The sequence below is a fragment of the Natrarchaeobius versutus genome, assembly GCF_041205745.1.
Taxonomy (GTDB): Archaea; Halobacteriota; Halobacteria; order Halobacteriales; family Natrialbaceae; genus Natrarchaeobius; species Natrarchaeobius versutus.
In genome coordinates this window covers 22,521-42,555 of record NZ_JBGFCC010000001.1, presented here as the reverse complement: position 1 = coordinate 42,555, position 20,035 = coordinate 22,521, and the positions used below count along the sequence as shown (strand labels likewise).

20 protein-coding genes are annotated in these 20,035 nt (G+C 64.5%); 8 read left to right on the top strand and 12 right to left on the bottom strand.

Going from position 1 to position 20,035, the window contains the following annotated elements; all coding sequences use genetic code 11:
- Nucleotides 1-8 precede the first annotated feature (8 nt).
- Nucleotides 9-386: a hypothetical protein gene (locus AB7C87_RS00195; protein ID WP_369727374.1), complete on the bottom strand. Its 378-nt coding sequence runs from the start codon at nt 384-386 to the stop codon at nt 9-11.
- 172 nt (nt 387-558) lie between these two features.
- On the opposite strand from AB7C87_RS00195, the gene AB7C87_RS00190 reads away from it, so the two are divergent.
- Nucleotides 559-1,356, top strand: coding sequence for a YqcI/YcgG family protein (locus tag AB7C87_RS00190; protein WP_369727373.1), 798 nt, complete (start codon nt 559-561; stop codon nt 1,354-1,356).
- Between the two features lie 29 nt (nt 1,357-1,385).
- Here AB7C87_RS00190 and AB7C87_RS00185 read toward each other — a convergent pair whose 3' ends face one another.
- The 4 genes from AB7C87_RS00185 to AB7C87_RS00170 form a co-directional block, all read right to left on the bottom strand.
- On the bottom strand, nt 1,386-2,078 hold the full coding sequence (locus tag AB7C87_RS00185; protein ID WP_369727372.1) for a cobalt-factor II C(20)-methyltransferase: 693 nt from the start codon (nt 2,076-2,078) through the stop codon (nt 1,386-1,388).
- An 86-nt stretch (nt 2,079-2,164) separates the two neighbouring features.
- Nucleotides 2,165-3,748 carry a hypothetical protein gene (locus AB7C87_RS00180; protein ID WP_369727371.1) on the bottom strand — a complete coding sequence of 528 codons (1,584 nt, stop codon included), beginning with the start codon at nt 3,746-3,748 and terminating at the stop codon, nt 2,165-2,167.
- 201 nt (nt 3,749-3,949) lie between these two features.
- Complete coding sequence (locus AB7C87_RS00175) at nt 3,950-5,566, bottom strand: hypothetical protein (RefSeq protein ID WP_369727369.1); 1,617 nt, start codon at nt 5,564-5,566, stop codon at nt 3,950-3,952.
- Nucleotides 5,567-5,647: 81 nt separating this feature from the next.
- Nucleotides 5,648-6,982 (bottom strand): cobyrinic acid a,c-diamide synthase, encoded by a 1,335-nt coding sequence (locus AB7C87_RS00170; RefSeq protein WP_369727367.1) that lies wholly within the window; start codon nt 6,980-6,982, stop codon nt 5,648-5,650.
- Between the two features lie 229 nt (nt 6,983-7,211).
- On the opposite strand from AB7C87_RS00170, the gene AB7C87_RS00165 reads away from it, so the two are divergent.
- Entirely contained in the window at nt 7,212-7,376 is a 165-nt protein-coding gene (locus AB7C87_RS00165) for a hypothetical protein (protein ID WP_369727366.1), read from the top strand.
- Nucleotides 7,377-7,583: 207 nt separating this feature from the next.
- Here AB7C87_RS00165 and AB7C87_RS00160 read toward each other — a convergent pair whose 3' ends face one another.
- Nucleotides 7,584-8,396, bottom strand: a complete 813-nt coding sequence (locus tag AB7C87_RS00160; protein ID WP_369727364.1) for a cobalt-precorrin-7 (C(5))-methyltransferase — start codon at nt 8,394-8,396, stop codon at nt 7,584-7,586.
- Between the two features lie 73 nt (nt 8,397-8,469).
- A complete protein-coding gene (gene fen / locus AB7C87_RS00155; RefSeq protein WP_369727362.1) occupies nt 8,470-9,447 on the bottom strand; it encodes a flap endonuclease-1 in 978 nt (325 codons plus the stop codon).
- 163 nt (nt 9,448-9,610) lie between these two features.
- Between fen and AB7C87_RS00150 the strand changes: the two genes are divergently transcribed.
- Together AB7C87_RS00150 and AB7C87_RS00145 are read left to right on the top strand one after the other, a co-directional pair.
- On the top strand, nt 9,611-11,032 hold the full coding sequence (locus tag AB7C87_RS00150) for an outer membrane protein assembly factor BamB family protein (protein WP_369727361.1): 1,422 nt from the start codon (nt 9,611-9,613) through the stop codon (nt 11,030-11,032).
- Nucleotide 11,033: 1 nt separating this feature from the next.
- Complete coding sequence (locus AB7C87_RS00145; RefSeq protein WP_369727359.1) at nt 11,034-12,002, top strand: hypothetical protein; 969 nt, start codon at nt 11,034-11,036, stop codon at nt 12,000-12,002.
- A gap of 17 nt (nt 12,003-12,019) precedes the next feature.
- Here the strand turns inward: AB7C87_RS00145 and AB7C87_RS00140 are convergent, their stop codons facing one another.
- A complete protein-coding gene (locus AB7C87_RS00140; RefSeq protein WP_369727358.1) occupies nt 12,020-12,577 on the bottom strand; it encodes a GNAT family N-acetyltransferase in 558 nt (185 codons plus the stop codon).
- A 161-nt stretch (nt 12,578-12,738) separates the two neighbouring features.
- On the opposite strand from AB7C87_RS00140, the gene AB7C87_RS00135 reads away from it, so the two are divergent.
- Both AB7C87_RS00135 and AB7C87_RS00130 read left to right on the top strand, forming a co-directional pair.
- Nucleotides 12,739-13,290 (top strand): hypothetical protein, encoded by a 552-nt coding sequence (locus AB7C87_RS00135; RefSeq protein WP_369727356.1) that lies wholly within the window; start codon nt 12,739-12,741, stop codon nt 13,288-13,290.
- Between the two features lie 88 nt (nt 13,291-13,378).
- Complete coding sequence (locus AB7C87_RS00130; RefSeq protein WP_369727355.1) at nt 13,379-16,456, top strand: PAS domain-containing sensor histidine kinase; 3,078 nt, start codon at nt 13,379-13,381, stop codon at nt 16,454-16,456.
- A gap of 459 nt (nt 16,457-16,915) precedes the next feature.
- On the opposite strand, the gene AB7C87_RS00125 is transcribed toward AB7C87_RS00130, so the two are convergent.
- The 4 genes from AB7C87_RS00125 to AB7C87_RS00110 form a co-directional block, all read right to left on the bottom strand.
- Complete coding sequence (locus AB7C87_RS00125) at nt 16,916-17,125, bottom strand: hypothetical protein (protein WP_369727354.1); 210 nt, start codon at nt 17,123-17,125, stop codon at nt 16,916-16,918.
- An 80-nt stretch (nt 17,126-17,205) separates the two neighbouring features.
- A complete protein-coding gene (ddfA, locus tag AB7C87_RS00120) occupies nt 17,206-17,490 on the bottom strand; it encodes a DdfA family disk-determining factor (protein WP_369727352.1) in 285 nt (94 codons plus the stop codon).
- Between the two features lie 231 nt (nt 17,491-17,721).
- Nucleotides 17,722-18,162 carry a type IV pilin domain-containing protein gene (locus tag AB7C87_RS00115; RefSeq protein WP_369727350.1) on the bottom strand — a complete coding sequence of 147 codons (441 nt, stop codon included), beginning with the start codon at nt 18,160-18,162 and terminating at the stop codon, nt 17,722-17,724.
- A gap of 347 nt (nt 18,163-18,509) precedes the next feature.
- Nucleotides 18,510-18,668 carry a hypothetical protein gene (locus tag AB7C87_RS00110; RefSeq protein ID WP_369727348.1) on the bottom strand — a complete coding sequence of 53 codons (159 nt, stop codon included), beginning with the start codon at nt 18,666-18,668 and terminating at the stop codon, nt 18,510-18,512.
- Nucleotides 18,669-18,911: 243 nt separating this feature from the next.
- Between AB7C87_RS00110 and AB7C87_RS00105 the strand changes: the two genes are divergently transcribed.
- Both AB7C87_RS00105 and AB7C87_RS00100 read left to right on the top strand, forming a co-directional pair.
- The gene (locus AB7C87_RS00105) at nt 18,912-19,172 is read left to right on the top strand and encodes a hypothetical protein (RefSeq protein WP_369727347.1); all 261 of its coding nucleotides are present in this window, start codon (nt 18,912-18,914) and stop codon (nt 19,170-19,172) included.
- Nucleotides 19,173-19,221: 49 nt separating this feature from the next.
- The gene (locus AB7C87_RS00100) at nt 19,222-20,031 is read left to right on the top strand and encodes an Nmad3 family putative nucleotide modification protein (protein ID WP_369727345.1); all 810 of its coding nucleotides are present in this window, start codon (nt 19,222-19,224) and stop codon (nt 20,029-20,031) included.
- The last annotated feature ends 4 nt before the right edge of the window (nt 20,032-20,035 follow it).

Below are 20,035 nucleotides of genomic sequence, written 5' to 3'. Positions count from 1 at the left end.
CGGACGAGTTAGTCGTCCTCGAGAGCGTCGGCGATCCGCTTGAGTGCGCGGGTCTGATCGCGCATCTCGTCGCGGAGCTGGCGGACCTCGCGGACGAGTTCCTCGTTGCTCTCCTCGCCGCGACCGCCCGGGCCGCCGGGGCCGCCACCGGGACCGCCTGGACCGCCGCCCATCATGCCGCCCATCATCTGGGCGAACGGGTTACCGCCCATGCCACCGGGGCCGCCGGGGCCGCCACCGCCGCCGAACGGGCTCTCCGGCGGTTCGCCCTCGCCTTCGCCCTCCTCGGCGCGTTTTTCCCGAATCTCTTCGACTCGCTCGCGGAACGATTTCTCCTCGCCCTCGCTTTCGTCCGTGTCGCCGTTTGAATCGGGTTCGTCCGACATACTCCCGGCTTCTCTACCTGCGGGGAAAAGGGTTGCCATGTCGAACCCCAAACCGCCAGGAGATGGCGTTCTCGAGCGAGTATCGGCGTCGTCGAACCCGATCCGAACCCCTGGCCGTTCGAGAGTCGAACCTAAACCGTCATTACCTTCGAGTCGAACGCACACACGAACGATGAACGAGCCAGGAATCCAGTCGTTGATGGACCAGGCGACCCTCGAGCGGCGAGTTCGTGACGGGCAGACCCCGGAGTGGGTCGCGGACCACTGGCGCTCGTTCGAGGCCGGGCTTCTCGGCGAGCGAAACGGCTCGCCGTTTCCCTGTTTCTTCGGCGTCGAATCCGTCCAGCAGGGCGAGCCGATCTACACCGCGGTGCCGTCGACGAGCGACGCCGACGCGCTGTTGACGCTTCGAGATCGCATCCTCGAGTACCTCGACGTCTACCGAGACCACGCCGGAAAGGCCTCGCTGGTGACGTTCTTCGAGCCACCAGAGCGGCCGCTCTCGGAACGAGAGTACCACGATACGCTCTGGCACGTCCTGCAGACGTTACACCTCCACGACCCCGAACCCTGGCCGGCGGACATTCCCACCGACCCCGACGACCCCTACTGGGAGTTCTGCCTCGGCGGCGAACCCATGTTCCCGACGTGTCGCGCCCCATTCTACGAGGAACGGAACAGCCGATACTGTCCCATCGGCCTCGAGATCACGTTCCAGCCCCGCGAACTGTTCGAACGCCTCGACGTGACCGGCGACACCGACGCCGGACAGCGCGCCCGCGAAATCATCCAGGATCGACTCGAGGAGTACGACGGCGTCTGTCCCCACGCGGACCTCGGGGACTGGGGCGTCGAGGGCGACCGCGAGTGGCCCCAGTACATGCTCTCGGCGGACGAAAACCAGGCGCCGTCGGAGTGTCCGATCACGGTCACTCGCGAACACCCCAAACCCGCCGCGAAGTTACCCTGACCGGCTGTTCCTCCCCGGAGACGGTGGGTTTACCCGTCGCGTTCGAACGCCGCCGTCGCCGACTCGACCTCGAGGTCTTCTTTCTCGGCGTACGCGAGTGTGTAGTAGTCGCGTTCCTCGAGTTCCGCGGGGTCGTCGGTGACGAGCGTCTCGCCTTGTTCCATGAACAGCCGTCGGCCGTAGGTCACGTCGTAGCCGGCCTCGACGAGCCCCTCGTGGGTCGCGGGGACGTCCGTGACCTTGAAGAGGATCATCCGATCCGGCCCGGTGGGACTCACACCGTCGGCCGCTTCCCGCAGGGAGAGTCCCGCGCCGGCTTCGATCTCGACGCCGAGGGCGGTCGCGAACGCCGTCATCGCGCTCACGCCGGGAACGACCTCGACCTCGACCTCCGGGTGGAACGCCGCCATCGTCCGCCGGAGGTGACCGAACGTCGAGTAGACGTTCGGATCACCCAACGTGACGAACGCGACGTCGCCCTCCGTCGCCCGCGGGGCGACTTCCGCGGCGGCCGCCTTCCAGGCCGTCCGTAGCTTCTCCTCGTCTTTCGTCATCGGGAAGTCGAGATCACCGATCTTCGACTCCTCGACGTGCTCGAGGGCGACCGACCGGGAGAGCCGACCCGGGGAGTAGACCACGTCCGCATGCTCTAAGGCTCGTTTGCCGCGAACGGTCACGAGATCCGCTTCGCCGGGACCGAGTCCGACGCCGTACAGTGTCATGGATCGTCGTTCCCGTTCCTGCGATAACAAGTGTTCGTTCTCGATCGCTTCCCGGGTCGGAGAGAGCCCCCGTTAGGTCGCGCCGGTTAGTACGCGAATACGCGCCAGAACCACTCGCCAGCACCGGGTGAGTCCACGTCGTCCGGCCGGTCGACGGTGACGTCCGTCTCGTACTCGTAGGCGAGGTGGGCGTCGTACGCCTCACCTGGCTCACCCCGGTCGGTCACGTTCATCCGGAGTTCACCATGGGAGAACGTCTTCCGGTCGGCGTCGACAATCATTCGGGCCCACGCCTCCTGGACCTCCGGATCGTCGTACGACTGCTCGAGGTCCCCTCCCTGGTTTGCAAAATAGACGTCGTCCGGATCGGTGAGCTCGAGCGTGATTTCGTCGTCGTCTTCGGCTACGACGGTCCAGTTTTCGGCCTCCGGCGAGGGTTCGCCGAGCCTCGGGAGGCGATCTTCCTCGGTCATTATCACGTATCCCGGCAACGGGGCCGGTCGACCGCTGTGCATCATCGCGTTCGTGTGGTACGTGTCGGACCCGTCGAGCGACGTCGATATGTGACGGTTCTCCCTGTCGATCCGGAACTCGTATATTACCTCCTCGTCCGGCGCGGACGCGTTGAGCCAGCGGAACGCGTGGTTCGAGCGGTCCGTGTTGTCGTGAGCGGTCGCGTACAACTCGTCGGGGTCGTCGGGAAGCGGCTCCGGGTCGGTATCTATGGGCCGGATCTCGTTTGCCCGAATCGCCCCGGCGGCGACCACGAGTGACGTGACGAGCAAGACGACGATCGCGAGACGAGCCACCGGAACGGCCCGGGAAGCGGTGTTCCGTGACGACGAACGGGACGGCGGGCTCGAGTCAGCGAATCGGTCGAGTACGAGCCCGAGCGCGCCCGCGAGCCACACCGCGCCGGCGGTGACGAGAATCGAGAGACCGAGGGCGATCGGAACGATCTCGGCGTCGACCGGGCCGACCGTGAGTGCGGCGTCCTCGAACCAGCGCACCACGCGGTCGGTGACGACGAACGCGCCAGCCGTGAAGCCGACGAAGCCGAGCGTCCAGGCCGTCGCCGTCGCGAGCGACCGCGGGGCCGACCACGGTGCGGCGATCGCCGTTCGGAACGCGTCGGTGACGCGCACACCGCGTCCGATCTCGGCGACCGCGATTCCCGGAACGATCCACGCGACGAGCGCTCCGATTCCGATGCCGGCGAACGGGCCGAACGTGACGACGGTAAACGTGAACAGATCACCGTGGCCGGCCCAGTAGAGGACGAACCTGATCGGCGTATCGACTACCAGGAAGAGCGCGGCCCCGAGGACGATCGCCACCCAGTGACCGACGGTCGCGAGCGCGGCGAGCGCCGCCAGCCGTCCCGCGATCTCGCCGTCCCACCCGCTTTCGGCGACGTCGACTTCGGCTCGAGTTTCCTCCTCTGCAATCACATCCCGTGCCATCGAGGAGACGGCCGCGAGGCCGAAGACGGCGAAGACCGGCGGCCAGAGGATGACGGCGGCGGACAGCCAGAGGTCGCCGTAATAGGGGTCGAGAAAATCGACGAGTCCGATCCGGACGCCCCCCTCGAGCAGCGCGACGAGCGCTACGACGGCGACGAGTCGCCAACTCGACGTCGTCCGCGAGAGGACAGTCCTGAACGAAGACATGATCAGTACTCGAGGCGATTCGACCATAAATTATTCTCATTTCCCTTCGATCGGAGATCGTTGATGCGCCTTCGCTGTCGCTCTGGAATCGAAGAGACGAGGACACCGCGTGAGTATCGTGTCGTGGTCACTTCGACGATCGTGTCGAATTGGTGTTGATTCCGGCCGGACGTCGGCGTCTCGGGGACTGCCGAACGCGTCTCAATAGGCGACCAGCCGCCAGTACAACTCCCCGGTTGTCGGCGATCCCACCTCGTCAGGACGCTCGACGTCGATATCGACCTCGTACTCGACGACGCCGTGTACGTCGTACTCCGAGTTAGCCGCGGAGTCGTCGGTCGACGTCACGTTGAAGCGAAACTCCCCGCCGACGAGCGTGTTCCGATCGGTATCGACGGTCATCCGCCCCCACGAGTCGTGGACCTCGGCTTCGTCGCCGAACTGCTCGAGATCGCTTCCCGTCATTGCGAAGAAGACGTCTTCGGGATCGGTGAGTTCGAGGACGATCTCGTCGTCGCGTTCTTCGATTACCGTCCAGTTTTCGGCGTCAGGCGAGGGCTCGCCCGCCTTCGGCGTTCCGTCCTGCATGAGGGCAGTGTAGCCGGGAGCGACCATTCCGTCCTCGTCGGGGTATCCGGGAAAAACGGTATTCTCGTAGAAGCGCCCGTTCGTGTAGTATCCGCTGGGTTCGTCGGACTCACCGACGTACGAGACGACCTGTCTGTCCGTCCTGTCGATTCGGACCCGGTGGGCCTGCTCCATCGTGCCGTCCTCGGGATCCATAAATCCGTGGGTGTACTCGTGGTCCGATCGGTCGGTGTTGTCGTAGGCAGTGGCATACAGTTCGTCCGGATCGTCGGGCAACGGCTCCGGTTCGGCGTCGACCGGCCGCACCTCGTCCATCCGAACCGCGCCGGCGGCGGCGACGAGCGCGGTGAGGACCAACAGGACGAGCGCCAAACGGACGATCGGAACGGCTGGCGGTCCGCTCCAGGCGCTCTCGGCGCTCGAGCGAGCGTGCCCCGAACCGAACCGGTCGACGGCCGCCGCGAGCGATGCCGAGAGAAACGCCGCCGTGACGAAGACGATGGCGAGACCCACGACCGCCAGTGGGAGCACGGTTCCGTCGATCGAACCGAACTCGAGGTCCGATCGAGCCGTCGCGTCCAGCCACCACAGCAACCCGACCGCGAGGACGCCGAGGACGGCCACGAGTCCGACCTGGCGGGCGACGAGCGGGGCGAACGCTCGAGGCGCGGTGACGGCGGTGGCGATCACCGTTCGCGTCCCCTCGACGATCCCGTCGCCACGGACGACGCGGACAAACACGGCCGCCGGGAGCGCCCATGCCACGATCGTCCCGAGCGCGATGGCAAAAATCGGGGCGTAGACGACCAGCGCCAGAGGCAACGGATCGCTCGTTCCTGTGGCGTAGAGGGCGTATCTGACGGGCGTGTCGACGAGGAGGAACAAAGCGATGCCCCCGACCACTGCGACCGCGTGGCCGACGACGGCGAGCGACGCGAACGCCGGGAGACGTCGTTGGACGAGAGCCACCCCCTCGCCCTGCTCGTCGACGATTTCTGTACGTGTCTCTCGAGCGATCGGAGCGACGAACGCGAGTCCGAAGACGGCGATCACGGGCGGCCAGAGAATCGCGAGCAGGGGCGGCCACGGCCACGAGCCGTCGATGAGCGGGGCCGAGATGACGGGAAGAACGAGCCGAACGATCCCCTCGAGCAGGGCGACGACCGCCGCGGCGGCGAAGACGCGATCGTCCGGCATCGTCGGGCGGAGGGTACCGCTGAGCGCAGACATGTCTCGTCGTTCACACATGTTCGATATAAGTTATTCCTTCCGGGAGGAAATTCAGGTGAGGGAGGTCGCGAGATCTCGTTATCAGTCGTTCGAGACCGGCGACGAAATCGACTCGAGGAACCGGTCGAACGCCCCGCTTTCGGGGTGGACGTGGACGTAGGTACCGAGCGACTCGTACTCGGTCAGCCCATCGTGGTCGCCGTCGATGCCGTCTCCGCGGACGGTTTCGAAGGCAAAGCGGGCGTCGGCGTCGACGTCGGCGCTCGAGTAGTGGAACTCGTGGCCCCGGATTCGGTCGCCAGGAGTGGCGGTAAGCGTCCCTTCCGTCGCCTCGAGTTCGACGTGATCGAGCGCCTGATAGCGGTCGTGCATGGTCACGTCCGCCGGCAGGATTCCGGCCATCTCGTACTGGTCATCCTCCGTCGTCGTCAGCGACTGGCTCATCGCCATCAGACCGCCACACTCGCCGAAGACGGGGAGGCCGTCGCTCGCCAGATCGCCGAGTTTCGAGAGCGTTCCGCTCGCCTCGAGTTCGGCGGCGTGGAGTTCCGGGTAGCCGCCGGGCAGGTAGACGGCGTCGCAGTTGGGAACCCCCTCGCCCGTGACGGGCGAGAACGTCACGATCTCGCCTCGATCGCGGAATCGCTCGATCGTCGCGGGGTACCGAAAGCAGAAGGCAGCGTCGCTGGCGACCGCGACCCGCGGTCCGTCCGACGGCCGATTGGCCGTCGGGTTGCTGTCTCGGGCGTCCGGTTCGGGTGGCTCTCGGGCGACCGCCGCCAGCCGCTCGGCCTCGAGTGACTCCGCGGCTTCCCGGAGCGCGTCTCGGGGCAACGCCGCCTCCTCGCCCATCTCGAGGCCGAGGTGGCGATCCGGAATCTCGAGGTCGTCGTTCGGCGGGATTCGGCCGAAGTACGCGAGGTCGTCGGGAAGCGCCTCGCGGATCCCTTCCTCGTGGCGGCCGCCGTGGGCGCGTTGGGCGACGATTCCAGCGACATCGACGTCGCGACCGATCGCGTCACCGTACTCCCGAAAGCCGAGTGCCGTCGCCGCGACGCTCTCCATGCCCGCTTTGGCGTCGACGACGAGGACCACGGGAAGATCGAGGGCTTCGGCGACCATCGCGGTGCTCGAGCCGTCGCCGTCGTACAGCCCCATGACGCCCTCGACGACGCAGACGTCGCCCTCGCCGCGGCGGTAGTTCCGTCGGATCCCCTCCACTCCCTCGAGCCACAGGTCGAGCGTTCTCGAGGGGCGTTCGGCGATTGCCTCGTGGTGGCTCGGGTCGATGAAGTCCGGTCCCGCCTTCGCGGGCTGGACCGAATAGCCGGCGTCCGAAAGTGACTGGGTGATCGCGAGCGTCGCGACGGTCTTGCCGACGCCCGAACTGACGCCCCCGAGGACGAACCCCTTCATCGATACAGCCTCGAGACGCAACCCGTAGCCCCGTTCGGGACGATCCGTCGGTCGTTCGCGTCGCCTCGTCCGTCAGTCGGTTCGTCGTTCATCAGTCTAGTTGCGTTCGCACAACTGGACTTGAATCCGTCGGTGGTCGGTGGTCCGTGTGAATCTGCCTATGGCATACCTTCACAGGATCACCGACGAACTTAACCGCACCAATCCGTTACCGGACCTCCCGGTTACCATGACTCCACACGACGAGACGTTGACCGAACACCACCTCCGCGAGGCACTCCGTCACCTCGAGGGCGCCCGGAAGGGGGACCTCAGAAAGACCAACGACGTCGCCATCGCACAGGTCACGGACACGGTCGCGGCCGTCCTCAGCGAGTACGAACACGACGAGTAGCACCCAGCAGTCGGAACAGATCGTCGACGTTTCTCGCGTGTCACTCTCTTCGGCCCACGGACTCCGAGACGTGAGGACGTCTCGAGATCGCGAACGCGCTCCGATCGAGAGGACAGCCTGGCCGCGGTTCAGACGACTGGAAGTTACGCCCGACGCGTTCGTGACTCGTCGTGTGGTCGGACCGGTAAATCGTTGCAGGAATCCGTATTAGTCGGTCCGGTCGACCGGTCGACGAACCGCGAGGACCACCAGATCCGAAAACGGTGTCTCCTCCATCCCGTCGCCCCCAGCGTGTTCTGCGAGTTCTGCGAGCGTAAACCGGTGGATCTCCTCGCCCTCGAGGGTGAGCCTCTCGAGGACGAGTGCCTCGAGGTCGGGTTCTGCACCGTTCTCGAGCAGGAAGGCGGCGAGATCGCCGGGCATCCGGTCGAACGGCCGCGGGAGGACGAGCAGATGGCGTTCGCCGACGGTAGCGGCGAGGCGGTCCATATCGGCCCCGAGGTCACCGCTTTTGTGGAGCGTAACGAACTCCGTCTCCTCCATCGGCGTGCGTGCGCGACTGGCCGCAACCTGAAGCGAGGAGATGCCGGGCACGACGCGGACGGGCGACGGCTCGTCGCCCTGCCGATCGGCGACGCGCTCGACGGCGTTCTGTACCTTCCCGACGAACTGATAGCCCGAGTGGTTTGGGTCGCCCATCGCGACCGCGGTGCCCGTCTCGCCGGCCGCGACGCGTTCGCCGAACGTCGAGAGCGCCTCGGCCTCGTCCTTGTACCCACAGGTCAGCAGATCCGCCTCGGTTCGGTCTTCGACGAACTCGACGACCGTCGAGAAGCCGACGACGACGTCGGCTTCCCGGATCGCCCGCTCGCCCCGAGGCGTCAGGAACTCGAGATTTCCCGGACCGATGCCGACGACGTGGACGGGGTCGTCGGTCTCCGAGCCGAGGTCGGGCTCCGACGCTCCGGCCGCGAACGTCGCCGGGTCGGGCCCGGACTCGAGGTCGTAGTCGTCGCTCATCGGGGTCCCTCCGGTCCGCCGCAATTCGGTCCGAACCGGCGACCACCGACGCGGGCGCGGGAACGAGGATCGTCTACGTCCATCGATCCAACCCCGTCTGGGTGGCGCTCTCTTCGATCCGCTCGAAGCCGCGTTCGACCTCCCCGGCGTCGACGCCCCACTCCTCGACAACGTACGCCTTCGCCGCCTCGAGGTCCGGGTCGAGGTCCGGGTCGAACGTGTAGTCGTCGGTCACGTTCGGCTCTCTGAACAGCGCGCGAACCCGGTCGCCGTACTCGACGTGGTCGCCGCGGGCCTCGAGAACACTCCAGAGGTCGCCGTGTTCGGTGATCGCCGAAATCGCCGTCTTCGGGCCGATCCCCGAGACGCCGTCGTTGAAGTCCGTCCCGATGAGGATCGCCGCGTCGATGAGTTGCTCGAGGGTGAGGTCGTGGTGGGCAAGCGTCGCCTCGAGGTCCATGAGTTCCGGATCGCCCTTGCTCGTCAGCTGTCTGAGCGTCAACGGCGCGCCGAACAGCAAGGCGTCGTAGTCCTCCGAGCCGACGTAGTCGGCGTCGCCGTGTCGGACCATGTGTGCGGCCTGGGCTTCGCCCTCCGCGGGCGCCTCGACGACCGGCACGTCCAGCAACCGAAGCAGTTCCCGGCTCGTCTCCTGGATCTCCGGCGTGAGCCGCTGGGTTCGGGACTCGAGTTGTGCGATGGCGAGTTCGTCGCCCTCCTCGCGGGCGACCTCGAGTTGTTCCTCGTACGTTTGGCGCTGTTCGCGGCGGGACTCGATCTCGTCTTCTTTGAGTTCCGAGGGGCCGCCGTCGAACACCATCACCGGGACGATATCGTTCTCGAAGAACTTCGGGAGCCCCTGGACGATGCCGATCAGGTTCGCCACCTCGGTGTCGTCCGCGGTCGTGTATTTCTCGCTCGAGGTCCACTTGACCGTCGTCGTCAGGTACCGGTAGAGCCAGTTGTGCGCGTCGACGGCGACGACCCCCTCGACGTCGTCGAAGGGAATTTCCTCGATGACGGCGATGTCGCGTAGTGCGGCGTTTCCCATCGATGACGTATTGGGAGGACTGGGATTTGAATCACCCGGAGACAACCGCCCCGTCGTGTCGTCGACGGCGCCCACTCTCGCCGCCCGCTCGAGACGAGCGTTCTCGTCGTTGGAAACGAAAACGACTTTCATCGGTCGATATGTACGGACGCCAACGCATTCGATGACTCGAGCCCTCCACCTCGATAGACGAGCGGCGCTCGCGACCGTCGGCACGGCCCTGACAGCGGGCTGTCTCGATTCCGGGCGGTCGACTTCCCTCCTCGGAGTCGATCCGACGCCCGCGAAACGCGACGACGACTGGCGAATGTACGGGCGCGATCCCGGGCGGACGCGGTTCGTTCCGGACGTAACGCTTCCGCGGGACGGCGTAAGCATCGCCTGGGAGCGTTCGACCAGTGCCTCGGGATGGCGCCCGCCGGTCGTCGCCGACGGAACCGTCTACTGCCAGTACGTAAATGGGCTGTTCGTCCTCGGGGTCGACACCGGGGATGGAATCGAAGCAAAGACGTACAGCGGGTTCGGGAGCGGAACCGGCCCGATGGCGTTCGCCTCGACGGAGGTCTATCGGGACGGCACGTTGCTCGTCCCCTACGGTGAATCGACGGCCGGATACGCCGCCGATCCCGACAGTTGGCCGCCCAAAATACACGGACTGGGTGACGGCCGGGCCCGCTGGTGGATCGACGGCGAGACCGTCAGCGCGAGCTTCCCGGGCACCTCGAGTGAATCCTCGTGGCTCGCCTCGCCGGTCGTCGTCGACGGAACGGTCGTCTCGGTTCACCCGGCCTCGGGAGTCGTCCGCGCGTCCGATCCGAACGACGGCAGTTCGCGCTGGCGCGTCGACCTCGAGGCGACCGTCTCCGAGGAAGACCATCTCTCCGTGCACGGCCACGTCGTCGATACCGCGACCGGGACCGTCGTTCTGAAGGGGCGGTTCGTCCGAGACGGGTACATCGTCGGCGAACCCCGTCTCGTCGGGATCGACCTCTCTACCGGCTCGATCGAGTGGACCGTAGACGATGGACGGGTGAACGAGCGGACCGAGTTCGCCGAGGAGGCGGACAGTCTCGCCGCACGCGATGGCTCTGTTTACACGGTCGACTGGACGGACTCGAGCCGCGAGTTACGAATCCTCGAGATCGACGCCGAAACCGGCGAACGCGGCTGGACGCAGTCGCTCGAGCGTAGCGAACACGTCGGTATCGCCGTCGACGAGTCGACGCTTTACCACGTCGGACTCGAGGCCGAAAGTGGGGTTGACCCGTTCGCGGTCGCGGCCGTCTCGCTCGACGACGGTAGCGTTCGGTGGGAACGGACGATCGACGATTCGGTCGGGAACGTCTGGAGTCCGCACATGCCGCCGCCAACGGTCGCCGACGAACACCTTCTCGTTCCCGGCGACCGCGGATTGCACGCGCTCGATCGGAAGACCGGGGACCGGCTGTGGACGTTCACCGAAATGGTCGGAACCTCCGGCGGGGGCGAGACGGAACGCGCCGGGTTGACGCCCGCCGTCGTCTCCGACGACCGGATCGTCCTCGGGACGACGCTCGTGCTCTACGGGCTCGAAGGGGGTGGGTAGCGTGGTCGACGTCAGTGGCGACGGGGCAGACGCGGCCAACGGCAGTAATAACGGAACGGACGCGGCCAACGATAGCGTCGCCGCGACCGACGGCGGCGGAGCGAGCGTGGCGGACGAAACGCCGACTACATCGACCGCGAGCGGTGGTGACGGATTCGTGGCGGTTCTCGCCGCCGCGGTCGACCGGATTCGGTCGGAGCCGGGACTCGCCGCCCCGTTCGTCCTCGCGGGTATCCTGGGGGCGGCGAGTTCGGTCGCCAGGATCGCCAGTCCGTACCCGATAGGGGTCACGCCCTTCCCACAGCGCGGGCTCCTCTCCGTCAGTGCGCCGTTCGTTCCGAACCTCGAGCCGGCGATCGAGATCGGGTCGTCGATCCTTCCTGGGATGAAACCGCCGTTTCTGCTCGGACTCGTCGCCTGGCAGGTAACGGTCGCGGCTGTGACGACGGTCGCGTTCGCCGTCGTCCTCTGGCGTTTCTCGCCTGGGATGTCGGAAACCACGTCGGCGCTCGAGTCCGCGAACCCGATTCCGCCACTCCGGCGGATCGGTCGACTCCTCGCGCTCGTCCTCGCGGTCCAGTGCGGGTTCTTCGGCGTGACGTTCGTCGCCGGCGTGTTGGGCGGCGGAACGCTCGGCATCGTCTTCCTGGCGATGCTTATCGTCGTTGCGCTTTCGGCCGGACTCTTCCTGACACCGGCGTATCTCGTCCTCGAGGGGAGCGGACTCAGAGAGGGAGCGCTCGAGAGCGTCGATCGCGTCCTCGAGCGACCGATCTCGGCCGCCACGCTGGTCGTCGGCCTCGGCTATCTCAGCTACGCGGTGACCGGTGTCGGGACGCTCGTTCCGTCGACGACGGTCGGCGTCTTCGTCGGAACCGTCGCGAGCGTCGCGGTCGTCGGGACGATACACGCGGCTGTCGTCGTGACGGCGTACCGACGATGGGGCGAGCAAACGACGAACTCGTCGTAGCGCCGGCCTGCGGGCAGTCACTCCTTTTGATCGGTGATCGGTTCAGGTGGGTCGCTCCCGCGTCGCGACTCGAGAAACGCCTCCTCCTCGGTCGAGAGGTCTCGAGCGCGAAACTCCTCGAGACCCTGCTGGTATCGTTCGCGGTGAGTTTGGGCCGTCGATCGAGTGTCGGGAATCGGCGACGGATACTCGAGGACGAGTTCGGCGATGCCGGTCGTTTCGCCGGTGTACTCGAAGCCGGTCCGGAAAAGGGCTTCGTAGGCGAACGGGTTGTTGACGGCGATCCGAAGCCGATCGTATCCGCGTCCGATCGCGCGGTCGCGGACCAACGACAGCAACTCAGGGCCGATGCCCTGACCCCGCCGCTCCCGATCGACGGTGACGTACCGAATCCACAGCGTCCCCTCGTCGGTTCGGTCCTCGTTGAACGCCGCCGCCGCGACGAACCCGTCGTCGGCGCGAGCGATCGCCTTTCCGGTGTTCGTCATGACGAACTTTCCGGCGTAGCTGAACCGTTCGTGGTCGAGCCTGAGTTTCGGGCCGTCGGGCGGCCAGCCGAGCAGTTCGTACTCCACGGTTTCTCTCGAGCGTGCTCGCCGAAGTAGCCGTCGGAGTCGGATGGGGGAACTCGAGTTACGCTGAACTCACGGTCCCGACCTCGTCCGCCAGTTGCGTTCGGTTCGGTGCGTATGCCGGTCGAACGCTTTTGCCAGCGTTCGTGGTAGGGCAACTCACCATGAGCACCGAATCCGACACCGCATCCACGTTCGGAATCAGTAGTCAGTGGGGATGGTCGATCGGCGGGGCCCTAGGTGGCGCGATTGGGGCCGTGGCGTTCGGGCTCCTGATGTGGCTGTTCGACCCCGACATTCTCACCGCCGCGATCCCCGCGATCTACGGCTTCGAGCCGGTTGGAATCGTCGGCTGGGGTATTCACATCCTTCACGGAGCCGTCCTCGGGATCGTCTTCGGCTTTCTCGTCACGCGCGATCTGATCCTCGGGGCCGTCACGATGAGCCCGGATACCGACGCGCTCTCGCGAACCAGTATCAGGATTCGGATCGTCGCCGCCGGATTCGTCTTCGGGCTGGCGATCTGGGCGATCCTCCCGTTGCTCGTCCTTCCCGTCTGGCTCGAGACGCTCGGAACCGGGGCCGCGGGTGAGTTTCCCGCAATCGCCGTCGAGAGCCTGTTCGGCCACCTGCTGTTCGGCACCGTTTTGGGAATCGTCTTCGCTCTCTCGGTCGATCTGAGCGATCGATCCCCGGCAGACCTGTTCTCGGCGTGAGACGACGTTCGTCTGGGTTTCCGGCGACGTATCACACATTTGTTGTTCCGTCGAGGGGTTTATCCGCGATGATAGCTATCACAGACCTATGACAACACGAGCGGACGCTACAGACGGGGGGTTCTGGGAGGACACCGCCGGCGACGTGGCACTCGAGCGATTCCGCTCGCTCGTCAACACCGTCGACGACGGGATCTATCAGCTCGATTCCGACGGTCGATTCGTCGCCGTCAACGAGGCGATCCTCGAGACGACAGGCTACGAGCGAGCGGAGCTCGTCGGCGAACACGTCTCTCTCGTCGTCGAAGACAGGGACGCGGCCCACATCCAGCGGGAGATCGAAACCCGCCTCGAGTCGGGACGTGAGCGAAATCCGATCTTCGAGTGCGTCGCGCTGGCACGGGATGGAACGAGGGTCCCGTGGGAACTTCGAACGAACGTTCTGGTCGAAGACGGAACGTTTCAGGGAAGCGTTGGCGTCGTTCGCGACGTCGGCGAGCGAACCCGTTCGACGGAGACGCTCGATCGACGCGAACGACAACTCGAGTACGAGCGAGATCTGACGGACCGCATCGTCCAGACCAGCCCGGCAGGATTGTTAGTGTTAGATACCGAGGCCCGGATCACGAGAATGAACGACAGGGCGAAGGAACTGCTCGGCGTCGCCGACGACACGCGAGCGGTGGCCCCCCTCGATCGAACCGTCTACGACGAGGATGGACGCGAACTATCGGTGGACGAACATCCTTTCGCTCGAGCGCTCGAGACGGGCAAACCGGTGTACGATAGAACGTTGCAGGTCGAGCTTCCCGATGGAACGCGTCGATGGCTGTCAGTCAACGCGGCCCCGATTTTCGACGACGAGGGGGAAATCCATCGCGTCGTCACGACAGGCGAGGACGTAACCGCTCTCAAAGAACGCGAACGCTCGCTCGAGCGGCGTCGGGGCGAACTCGAGGCCGAACTGGACGAGATCTACGGTCGGATCACCGACGGCTTCTATTCGCTCGATTCGGACTGGACGTTTACGTACGCCAACGAGCGAGCGAAGGACCTGATCGGCTTCGGGCAGGGGGGGTTGATCGGGAAGAACATGTGGGAGACGTTCGAGTGGGCGGCTGACTCGAAGCTCAAGACGAAGTACGAAACCGCGATGGAGACCCAGGAGTCGACGTCGTTCGAGCTGTTCTACCCGGCACCCTTAGAGAGCTGGTACGAAATTCACGCTTATCCCTCCGAAACCGGCCTGTCGGTGTACTTTCGCGACGTCTCCGATCGGAAGGAGCGCGAGCGAAAACTCGCCGAATCCGAACGTCGCTACCGGACGCTCGCCGAGTACTTTCCCAACGGGGTCGTAACGCTGTTCGACGATAATCTGGAGTACACGCTAGCCGCCGGCCAGGCGTTCGACTGGCTCCCGGTCGATCCCGAGAACGTCGAGGGGAAAACGGTCGGAAACGCCTGGAACGAGAACGTCACGGATGCGCTTCAGCCAGTTCTCCAGACCGCACTCGCTGGGCACGAGCAGTCGGTCGAACTCGAGTACGCCGGCCGCGAGTGGGTCGTTTGGGCAGTTCCCATCACCGACGACGCGGGAGCGGTGTTCGCGGGGATGACGATGGCCCAGGACATCACCGAACAGAAAGCACGCGAGAGACACCTCAGGGAGACCAAGACGCAACTCGAAGCCGCGACCGAAGCCGGAGCGATCGGAACCTGGGAGTGGCACGTCCCGGAGGATCGGTTCGTCACGGGCCCCACGTTCGCAGAGACGTTCGGCCTCGATCCCGATGACGCTGAGGACGGCGTCTCGATCGATCGGCTGATCTCGTCGGTACACGAGGCGGATCGCGAGCGGGTTCTCGAGTCGATCGAGAAAGCCGTCGAGACCTGTGGTGAGTACGAGGCGGTGTATCGCGTTTGGAACGCCGAGGACGAACTCCGGTGGGTCGTCGCGCGCGGTCACGTCGACTGCGACGAGGACGGAAATCCGCAGACGTTCCCCGGTGCGCTGGCCGACATTACGGATCGGAAGCGAGCCGAACTCGAGGTCGAGAAACAGAGCCGAGAGCTCGAGACGCTGTTCCGGGTGTTGCCGGTCGGCGTCGTCGTCGCGGACGCGGACGGCTCGTTGCTCCGGGCGAACGAAACCGCGAGACATCTCTGGGGAGGTGGCGTCTTCGATGCGGAGTCGGTCGAGGAGTACGAAAAGTACGACGCCGTCTGGGAAGACACCGGCGAGCCGGTCGCCCCCGACGAGTGGACGATGTCCCAGGTTCTACAGGGAGAAGAAGTGACGGAGCCAAACGTCTACCAGATCCAGGCGTTCGACGACGAGGCCCGCATCATCATGGAACACGGGATGCCCGTCAGAGACGAAGACGGGGACGTAACTCGTGCCGTCGTAACGCTCACCGACATCACGGAGCGTCGGGAGTACCAGCGTCGACTCGAGGATGCAGTCGAGAAACTCGAGCGATCCAACGAACGTCTCGAGCAGTTCGCCTACGCCGCCTCACACGATCTTCAGGAGCCGTTGCGAATGGTCTCGAGTTATCTCCAGTTGATCGACCGGCGCTACGGAGACGGCCTCGACGACGACGCCGAAGAGTTCCTCGCGTTCGCCGTCGACGGCGCCGAGCGCATGCGGAGCATGATCGACGCGCTTCTCGAGTACTCCCGGATCGAAACCGGCGGCGACCCGATCGAGCCGATCCACCTCGAGAACGTCTTCGAGACGGTGATCGACGACCTCCAGCTTCGAGTCGAGGAAACCGACGCCGACGTCACGGCGGACGATCTTCCGCGAGTAACGGGTGATGCGACTCAGTTACGCCGTGTGTTTCAGAATCTCCTCTCGAACGCCCTCGAGTACAGCGGTGACGAACCACCGCGGATCCACGTCGATGCCGAGCGCCAAGGTGAAGAGTGGCTGATTTCGGTCCACGATCGGGGGATCGGCATCGACTCCGCAAACCACGAGCGCGTGTTCGAGATCTTTCACCGACTCCACAGCCGCGAGGAACACGACGGCTCTGGTGTGGGGCTCGCGCTCTGTCAACGGATTATCGAGCGCCACGGCGGCGAGATCTGGGTCGACTCCGAACCCGACGAGGGAACCACGTTCTCGTTTACGCTTCCGGCGCTCGAGGACGAGCACGGGTGAATCGAGTCCAACCACGCCGTATCGAATCCAACCCGTCGTATCGAATACGACGAGGCAGAGTGCTGGTACGAACACAACGACGTCCTGGTACTCACTCCTTCGGTGTGGGACTCGACGGCGGAGGAAGGGCGAAAACGGCTCTCTGTAGTCGCTCACAGACGAGAAAACAGGGTGCTCACAGGGGAATCGACCACTCGTGGGTGCAACTCGCACAGCGGAAATCGGCAATTACCTCGTCGTCCGCGGCGCGTTTCACGAGGAGTTCACCCAATCCGTCGTCACACGCCGGGCATCGAGCGTTCATCTCGCTTCGGGCTATCGGCTCTACGCGTTTCAGTCCCGTTCCTCGATATGTAGGTATCGCGGACGGTCAGCTCTTCGTCAACGTCGTCGGTCGGAAACGAGTCCGACGTCGGTCACAGACGGTTTTCGAGCGACCCCATCCAGTACTCGAGCCAATTACGTTGACTCCCGATCGATGCCCGTAAACACGTACCAGCTACCAGCGAGGACGGCGAAAAAGACGGCTCCGATTCCGATGCGCAACGCGATTTCTCCCCATCCGGACGCCTCGGCGTGGACGAGCGCGCCAGTCCACCCGCCGAACACGATCGCGAATCCGGTCGCCGCGACGACCATAATCAGCAGTCGGTCGGTGGAAATATTCATCACTCGCCGTTCGACTCGGGTTCGGTTAAGCGGTCTGCCTGAATCCGCCACTCGCTCGCGGAAGGGTCAACAGTCGCCGTTCAGCGCGTCTCCCGTACGCGTTCGCCGGTACTTTCTTCGACCGAAATTTCGTCCCGTGCATCGATGGTTACGCGGTATCCACAGTACCGGAACGTGAGGGATCCCTGTGACCGTCGATTCGTCGGCGTCGACCGAAAGAGCGAATCCAACGCGCTCGGATCGATGACGTCGTAGAGTGGCGGGAGGTCGATCGGGTCACAGTCTTCTTTCGATGCGACCGTATTGACGATCCGGACGTGGTGGTCACCGTCAGAGCGAGGGATCGACTCCGAAGGCGCTGTCATCGTTGTACGACAGGGATCTCAGTGTCATAAGGATGGCCCAATTTTTCACGCCGGTCCCCATCCGAACTCCCGTTGCTGTCTACGTACTGACGCTGCCGGAGTCCGTTCGATCAATTGACGGAAACGGCACAATCTGGCCCATCCAGTTCGTCTCGAGTCACGGATCGAGCGATCGGATTGGCGTCGACGAACGACGGTCGTGAGCGGACGCCGTGAGAATCAGTGGGGTGGTCAGCTGAAGTCCCAATCCTCGCTGGCGACCATCGTTTCGGTTTCGGTCGCGTTGATAACCGCGACTGCCGCCAGGGTTCCGGATTCGTCGATGGGGCCGGCGCCACTGTCGTACTCGAGGCGCGTGACGTCACCGACCGTCAGATACGCCGTGTCGGCGCTCTCCCACGCGGAAGCGACACCGGTGTCGCTGGTAGTGAGGTTTACGTGATCGGCGTTTCCGAGCGACGTTACCTCGACGCGAACCTGTTCGTCGCTTTCGTCGACGTCAATCGAGACGCCCGCCTGTGCTTCCTGTCCGATACTTCCACCGAGGTCCATGACGAACGCGGCGATCACGGCCGCGAGGATCACCGTGATCGCGACCATGAGAATCACTCCGATAACCGGGGAGACCGCTCGCCGATCGTTCGCTTTGTCGTTGTGTTGATAAACTCCCATTGTAACCACAGCACCACCCGAACGGGGCCATCTCACTCGAGACCGTCACCAGCGGTCCGAGACGGGGGACGAACCGTCCCTCGAACCCCGTCGTATCGGTGGCAGTCTCTACCACCACAATCGAGATACATATAATTAATTATTAAACTTTTGTCTCGATATAATGTCGGCTCGAAAGATCAAAATGTGGATGATATTTCGGGATTGCATCCATCTCTCGACCTACCGCTTCGATACCAAAACGATCGTGGGTTAATTACGTCGGGAAACGAGTCGTAGGTGTATTCAATCGGAGATAGTGTTTTCTCCCCATCATATCACGTCTTCGATTCAAAACGGAATCTATCTCAGGAGACGTCGCCGTACGTCAACGTCTCGTTCTCGGAAACGACGAATCTCGCCAGCTCCCGTTTCGAGTGTCTCACGAGTAGATGATCCTCGAGCGTTCGAGTCGGCTCGACGACTCGACGACAGAGGGGACACTCCAGGGGAGCTTTGGTCGCCATACCATGGACACGAGTCCCGTGCGCAAAAGTGTACAGCCGGCACTGTACGGAATCGATCGGTACCGATTGAAGTTGTGAACTGATACAAAGATTCAAGCGGTCGGACCGTTCAGGTAGCGGTACGTTCAATGCTCGCATGGGACGGTGGTACTCCCGTCGGTCGTCGCCAGGGGGTCCGACCACCGACGACACGACAGCCATCGCGTTCGACGGAGACGCGGCTTCGGGAGAGGCGGTGAGTCGATGATCGGCGTACTCGAGAACCGACTGCCACCGGAGGTCACGAAGACGACGCTCTACCACGTCGTTCGTCTCGGATTGCGACTCTACGTCGCCAGCTTGCTCGTTGCCGGTGCGTACAGTCTGCTCTGGATCGCGGACGTCGCGGGGTTGATCCCGGAAGCGCTGTTGTCGACGATCTGGATCGGAATCGCCGTCATGGGGACGCTCTTTCTCGTCCTCCTGATTCCGCTGTTCTACTCGTCGCGCTCGAGTCGTCGGTGACGGCCCCGGATTTCGGGAGATTTAACCTCGCGACATCCGGACCGGAGGTATGACGGTCGTCCTCGCAGGCGTCGGCGCCGATAGCACCAACCTCGGAGCCCTCGGTCCGCTGTACGACGACGGACGGTTCGAGTACGTTCCAATTCCCGAGAAGACGTCCAAGACGACCGAGTCGAGGACGCTCGGCGACTGGCCGCTGTCCGCCGACGGTCGCGTCGCGGCCGACCTCACGACGCGGATCGAGCCACAGCCCGTCCGCGGCGGGGTCGATACCGTCCGCGGCGCGGACCTCGAGTCCTGGCCGCTTCATCACGACCCCAACTTCGAGGCGCTCACGTACGGCGAACACCGGACCAGCGGCTACGTCTCTCGACTCCGATCGCTCGAGGACGGGGACGTCGTGGGGTTCTACGTCGGTCTACGCCGTCCCGACGGCGACAGGGCACACCGGTATCTGATCGGATACGTCACCGTCGATCGAGTCGACGTCATCACACCCGAGACGTCGCGAGACGAACGAGTAGCGATCCTCGAGAGACATCCGGACAACGCCCACACGAAGCGGGCTCGCGGTGGCGACCTCTATCTCGAGGAGAAGACCGTGGTCTTCGTCGACGGCCGCGAACCGGGCGGGCTCTTCGATCGACATCCGATTCGACTCAGCGAATACGAGGTGAAACCCGGGAACGTTCGGGCACAGTACTACCTTCGCGAGGCGATCGAATCGAACTGGAACGTGCGAGCGGGCGGGTCGAACATGATGTACAAGCCGGCGTACCGCTGTGCGCTCTCGAACGAGGAGTTTTTGGGGCTGGTCGGCCCGCTTCGTGGCCGTTCGCCGGCGGATGCCGACGTCTGATCAG

Excerpts from the sequence above, each read along its gene's own strand:
- AB7C87_RS00185 (WP_369727372.1), bottom strand. The coding sequence starts at position 2,078 with ATGACACTGTACGGCGTCGGACTCGGTCCCGGCGAAGCGGATCTCGTG.
- AB7C87_RS00190 (WP_369727373.1), top strand. The coding sequence starts at position 559 with ATGAACGAGCCAGGAATCCAGTCGTTGATGGACCAGGCGACCCTCGAG.
- AB7C87_RS00180 (WP_369727371.1), bottom strand. The coding sequence starts at position 3,748 with ATGTCTTCGTTCAGGACTGTCCTCTCGCGGACGACGTCGAGTTGGCGA.
- AB7C87_RS00125 (WP_369727354.1), bottom strand. The coding sequence starts at position 17,125 with ATGAATATTTCCACCGACCGACTGCTGATTATGGTCGTCGCGGCGACC.
- AB7C87_RS00105 (WP_369727347.1), top strand. The coding sequence starts at position 18,912 with ATGATCGGCGTACTCGAGAACCGACTGCCACCGGAGGTCACGAAGACG.
- AB7C87_RS00175 (WP_369727369.1), bottom strand. The coding sequence starts at position 5,566 with ATGTCTGCGCTCAGCGGTACCCTCCGCCCGACGATGCCGGACGATCGC.
- AB7C87_RS00130 (WP_369727355.1), top strand. The coding sequence starts at position 13,379 with ATGACAACACGAGCGGACGCTACAGACGGGGGGTTCTGGGAGGACACC.
- AB7C87_RS00100 (WP_369727345.1), top strand. The coding sequence starts at position 19,222 with ATGACGGTCGTCCTCGCAGGCGTCGGCGCCGATAGCACCAACCTCGGA.
- AB7C87_RS00195 (WP_369727374.1), bottom strand. The coding sequence starts at position 386 with ATGTCGGACGAACCCGATTCAAACGGCGACACGGACGAAAGCGAGGGC.
- AB7C87_RS00115 (WP_369727350.1), bottom strand. The coding sequence starts at position 18,162 with ATGGGAGTTTATCAACACAACGACAAAGCGAACGATCGGCGAGCGGTC.
- AB7C87_RS00150 (WP_369727361.1), top strand. The coding sequence starts at position 9,611 with ATGACTCGAGCCCTCCACCTCGATAGACGAGCGGCGCTCGCGACCGTC.
- AB7C87_RS00135 (WP_369727356.1), top strand. The coding sequence starts at position 12,739 with ATGAGCACCGAATCCGACACCGCATCCACGTTCGGAATCAGTAGTCAG.
- AB7C87_RS00160 (WP_369727364.1), bottom strand. The coding sequence starts at position 8,396 with ATGAGCGACGACTACGACCTCGAGTCCGGGCCCGACCCGGCGACGTTC.
- AB7C87_RS00165 (WP_369727366.1), top strand. The coding sequence starts at position 7,212 with ATGACTCCACACGACGAGACGTTGACCGAACACCACCTCCGCGAGGCA.
- fen (WP_369727362.1), bottom strand. The coding sequence starts at position 9,447 with ATGGGAAACGCCGCACTACGCGACATCGCCGTCATCGAGGAAATTCCC.
- ddfA (WP_369727352.1), bottom strand. The coding sequence starts at position 17,490 with ATGACAGCGCCTTCGGAGTCGATCCCTCGCTCTGACGGTGACCACCAC.
- AB7C87_RS00170 (WP_369727367.1), bottom strand. The coding sequence starts at position 6,982 with ATGAAGGGGTTCGTCCTCGGGGGCGTCAGTTCGGGCGTCGGCAAGACC.
- AB7C87_RS00110 (WP_369727348.1), bottom strand. The coding sequence starts at position 18,668 with ATGGCGACCAAAGCTCCCCTGGAGTGTCCCCTCTGTCGTCGAGTCGTC.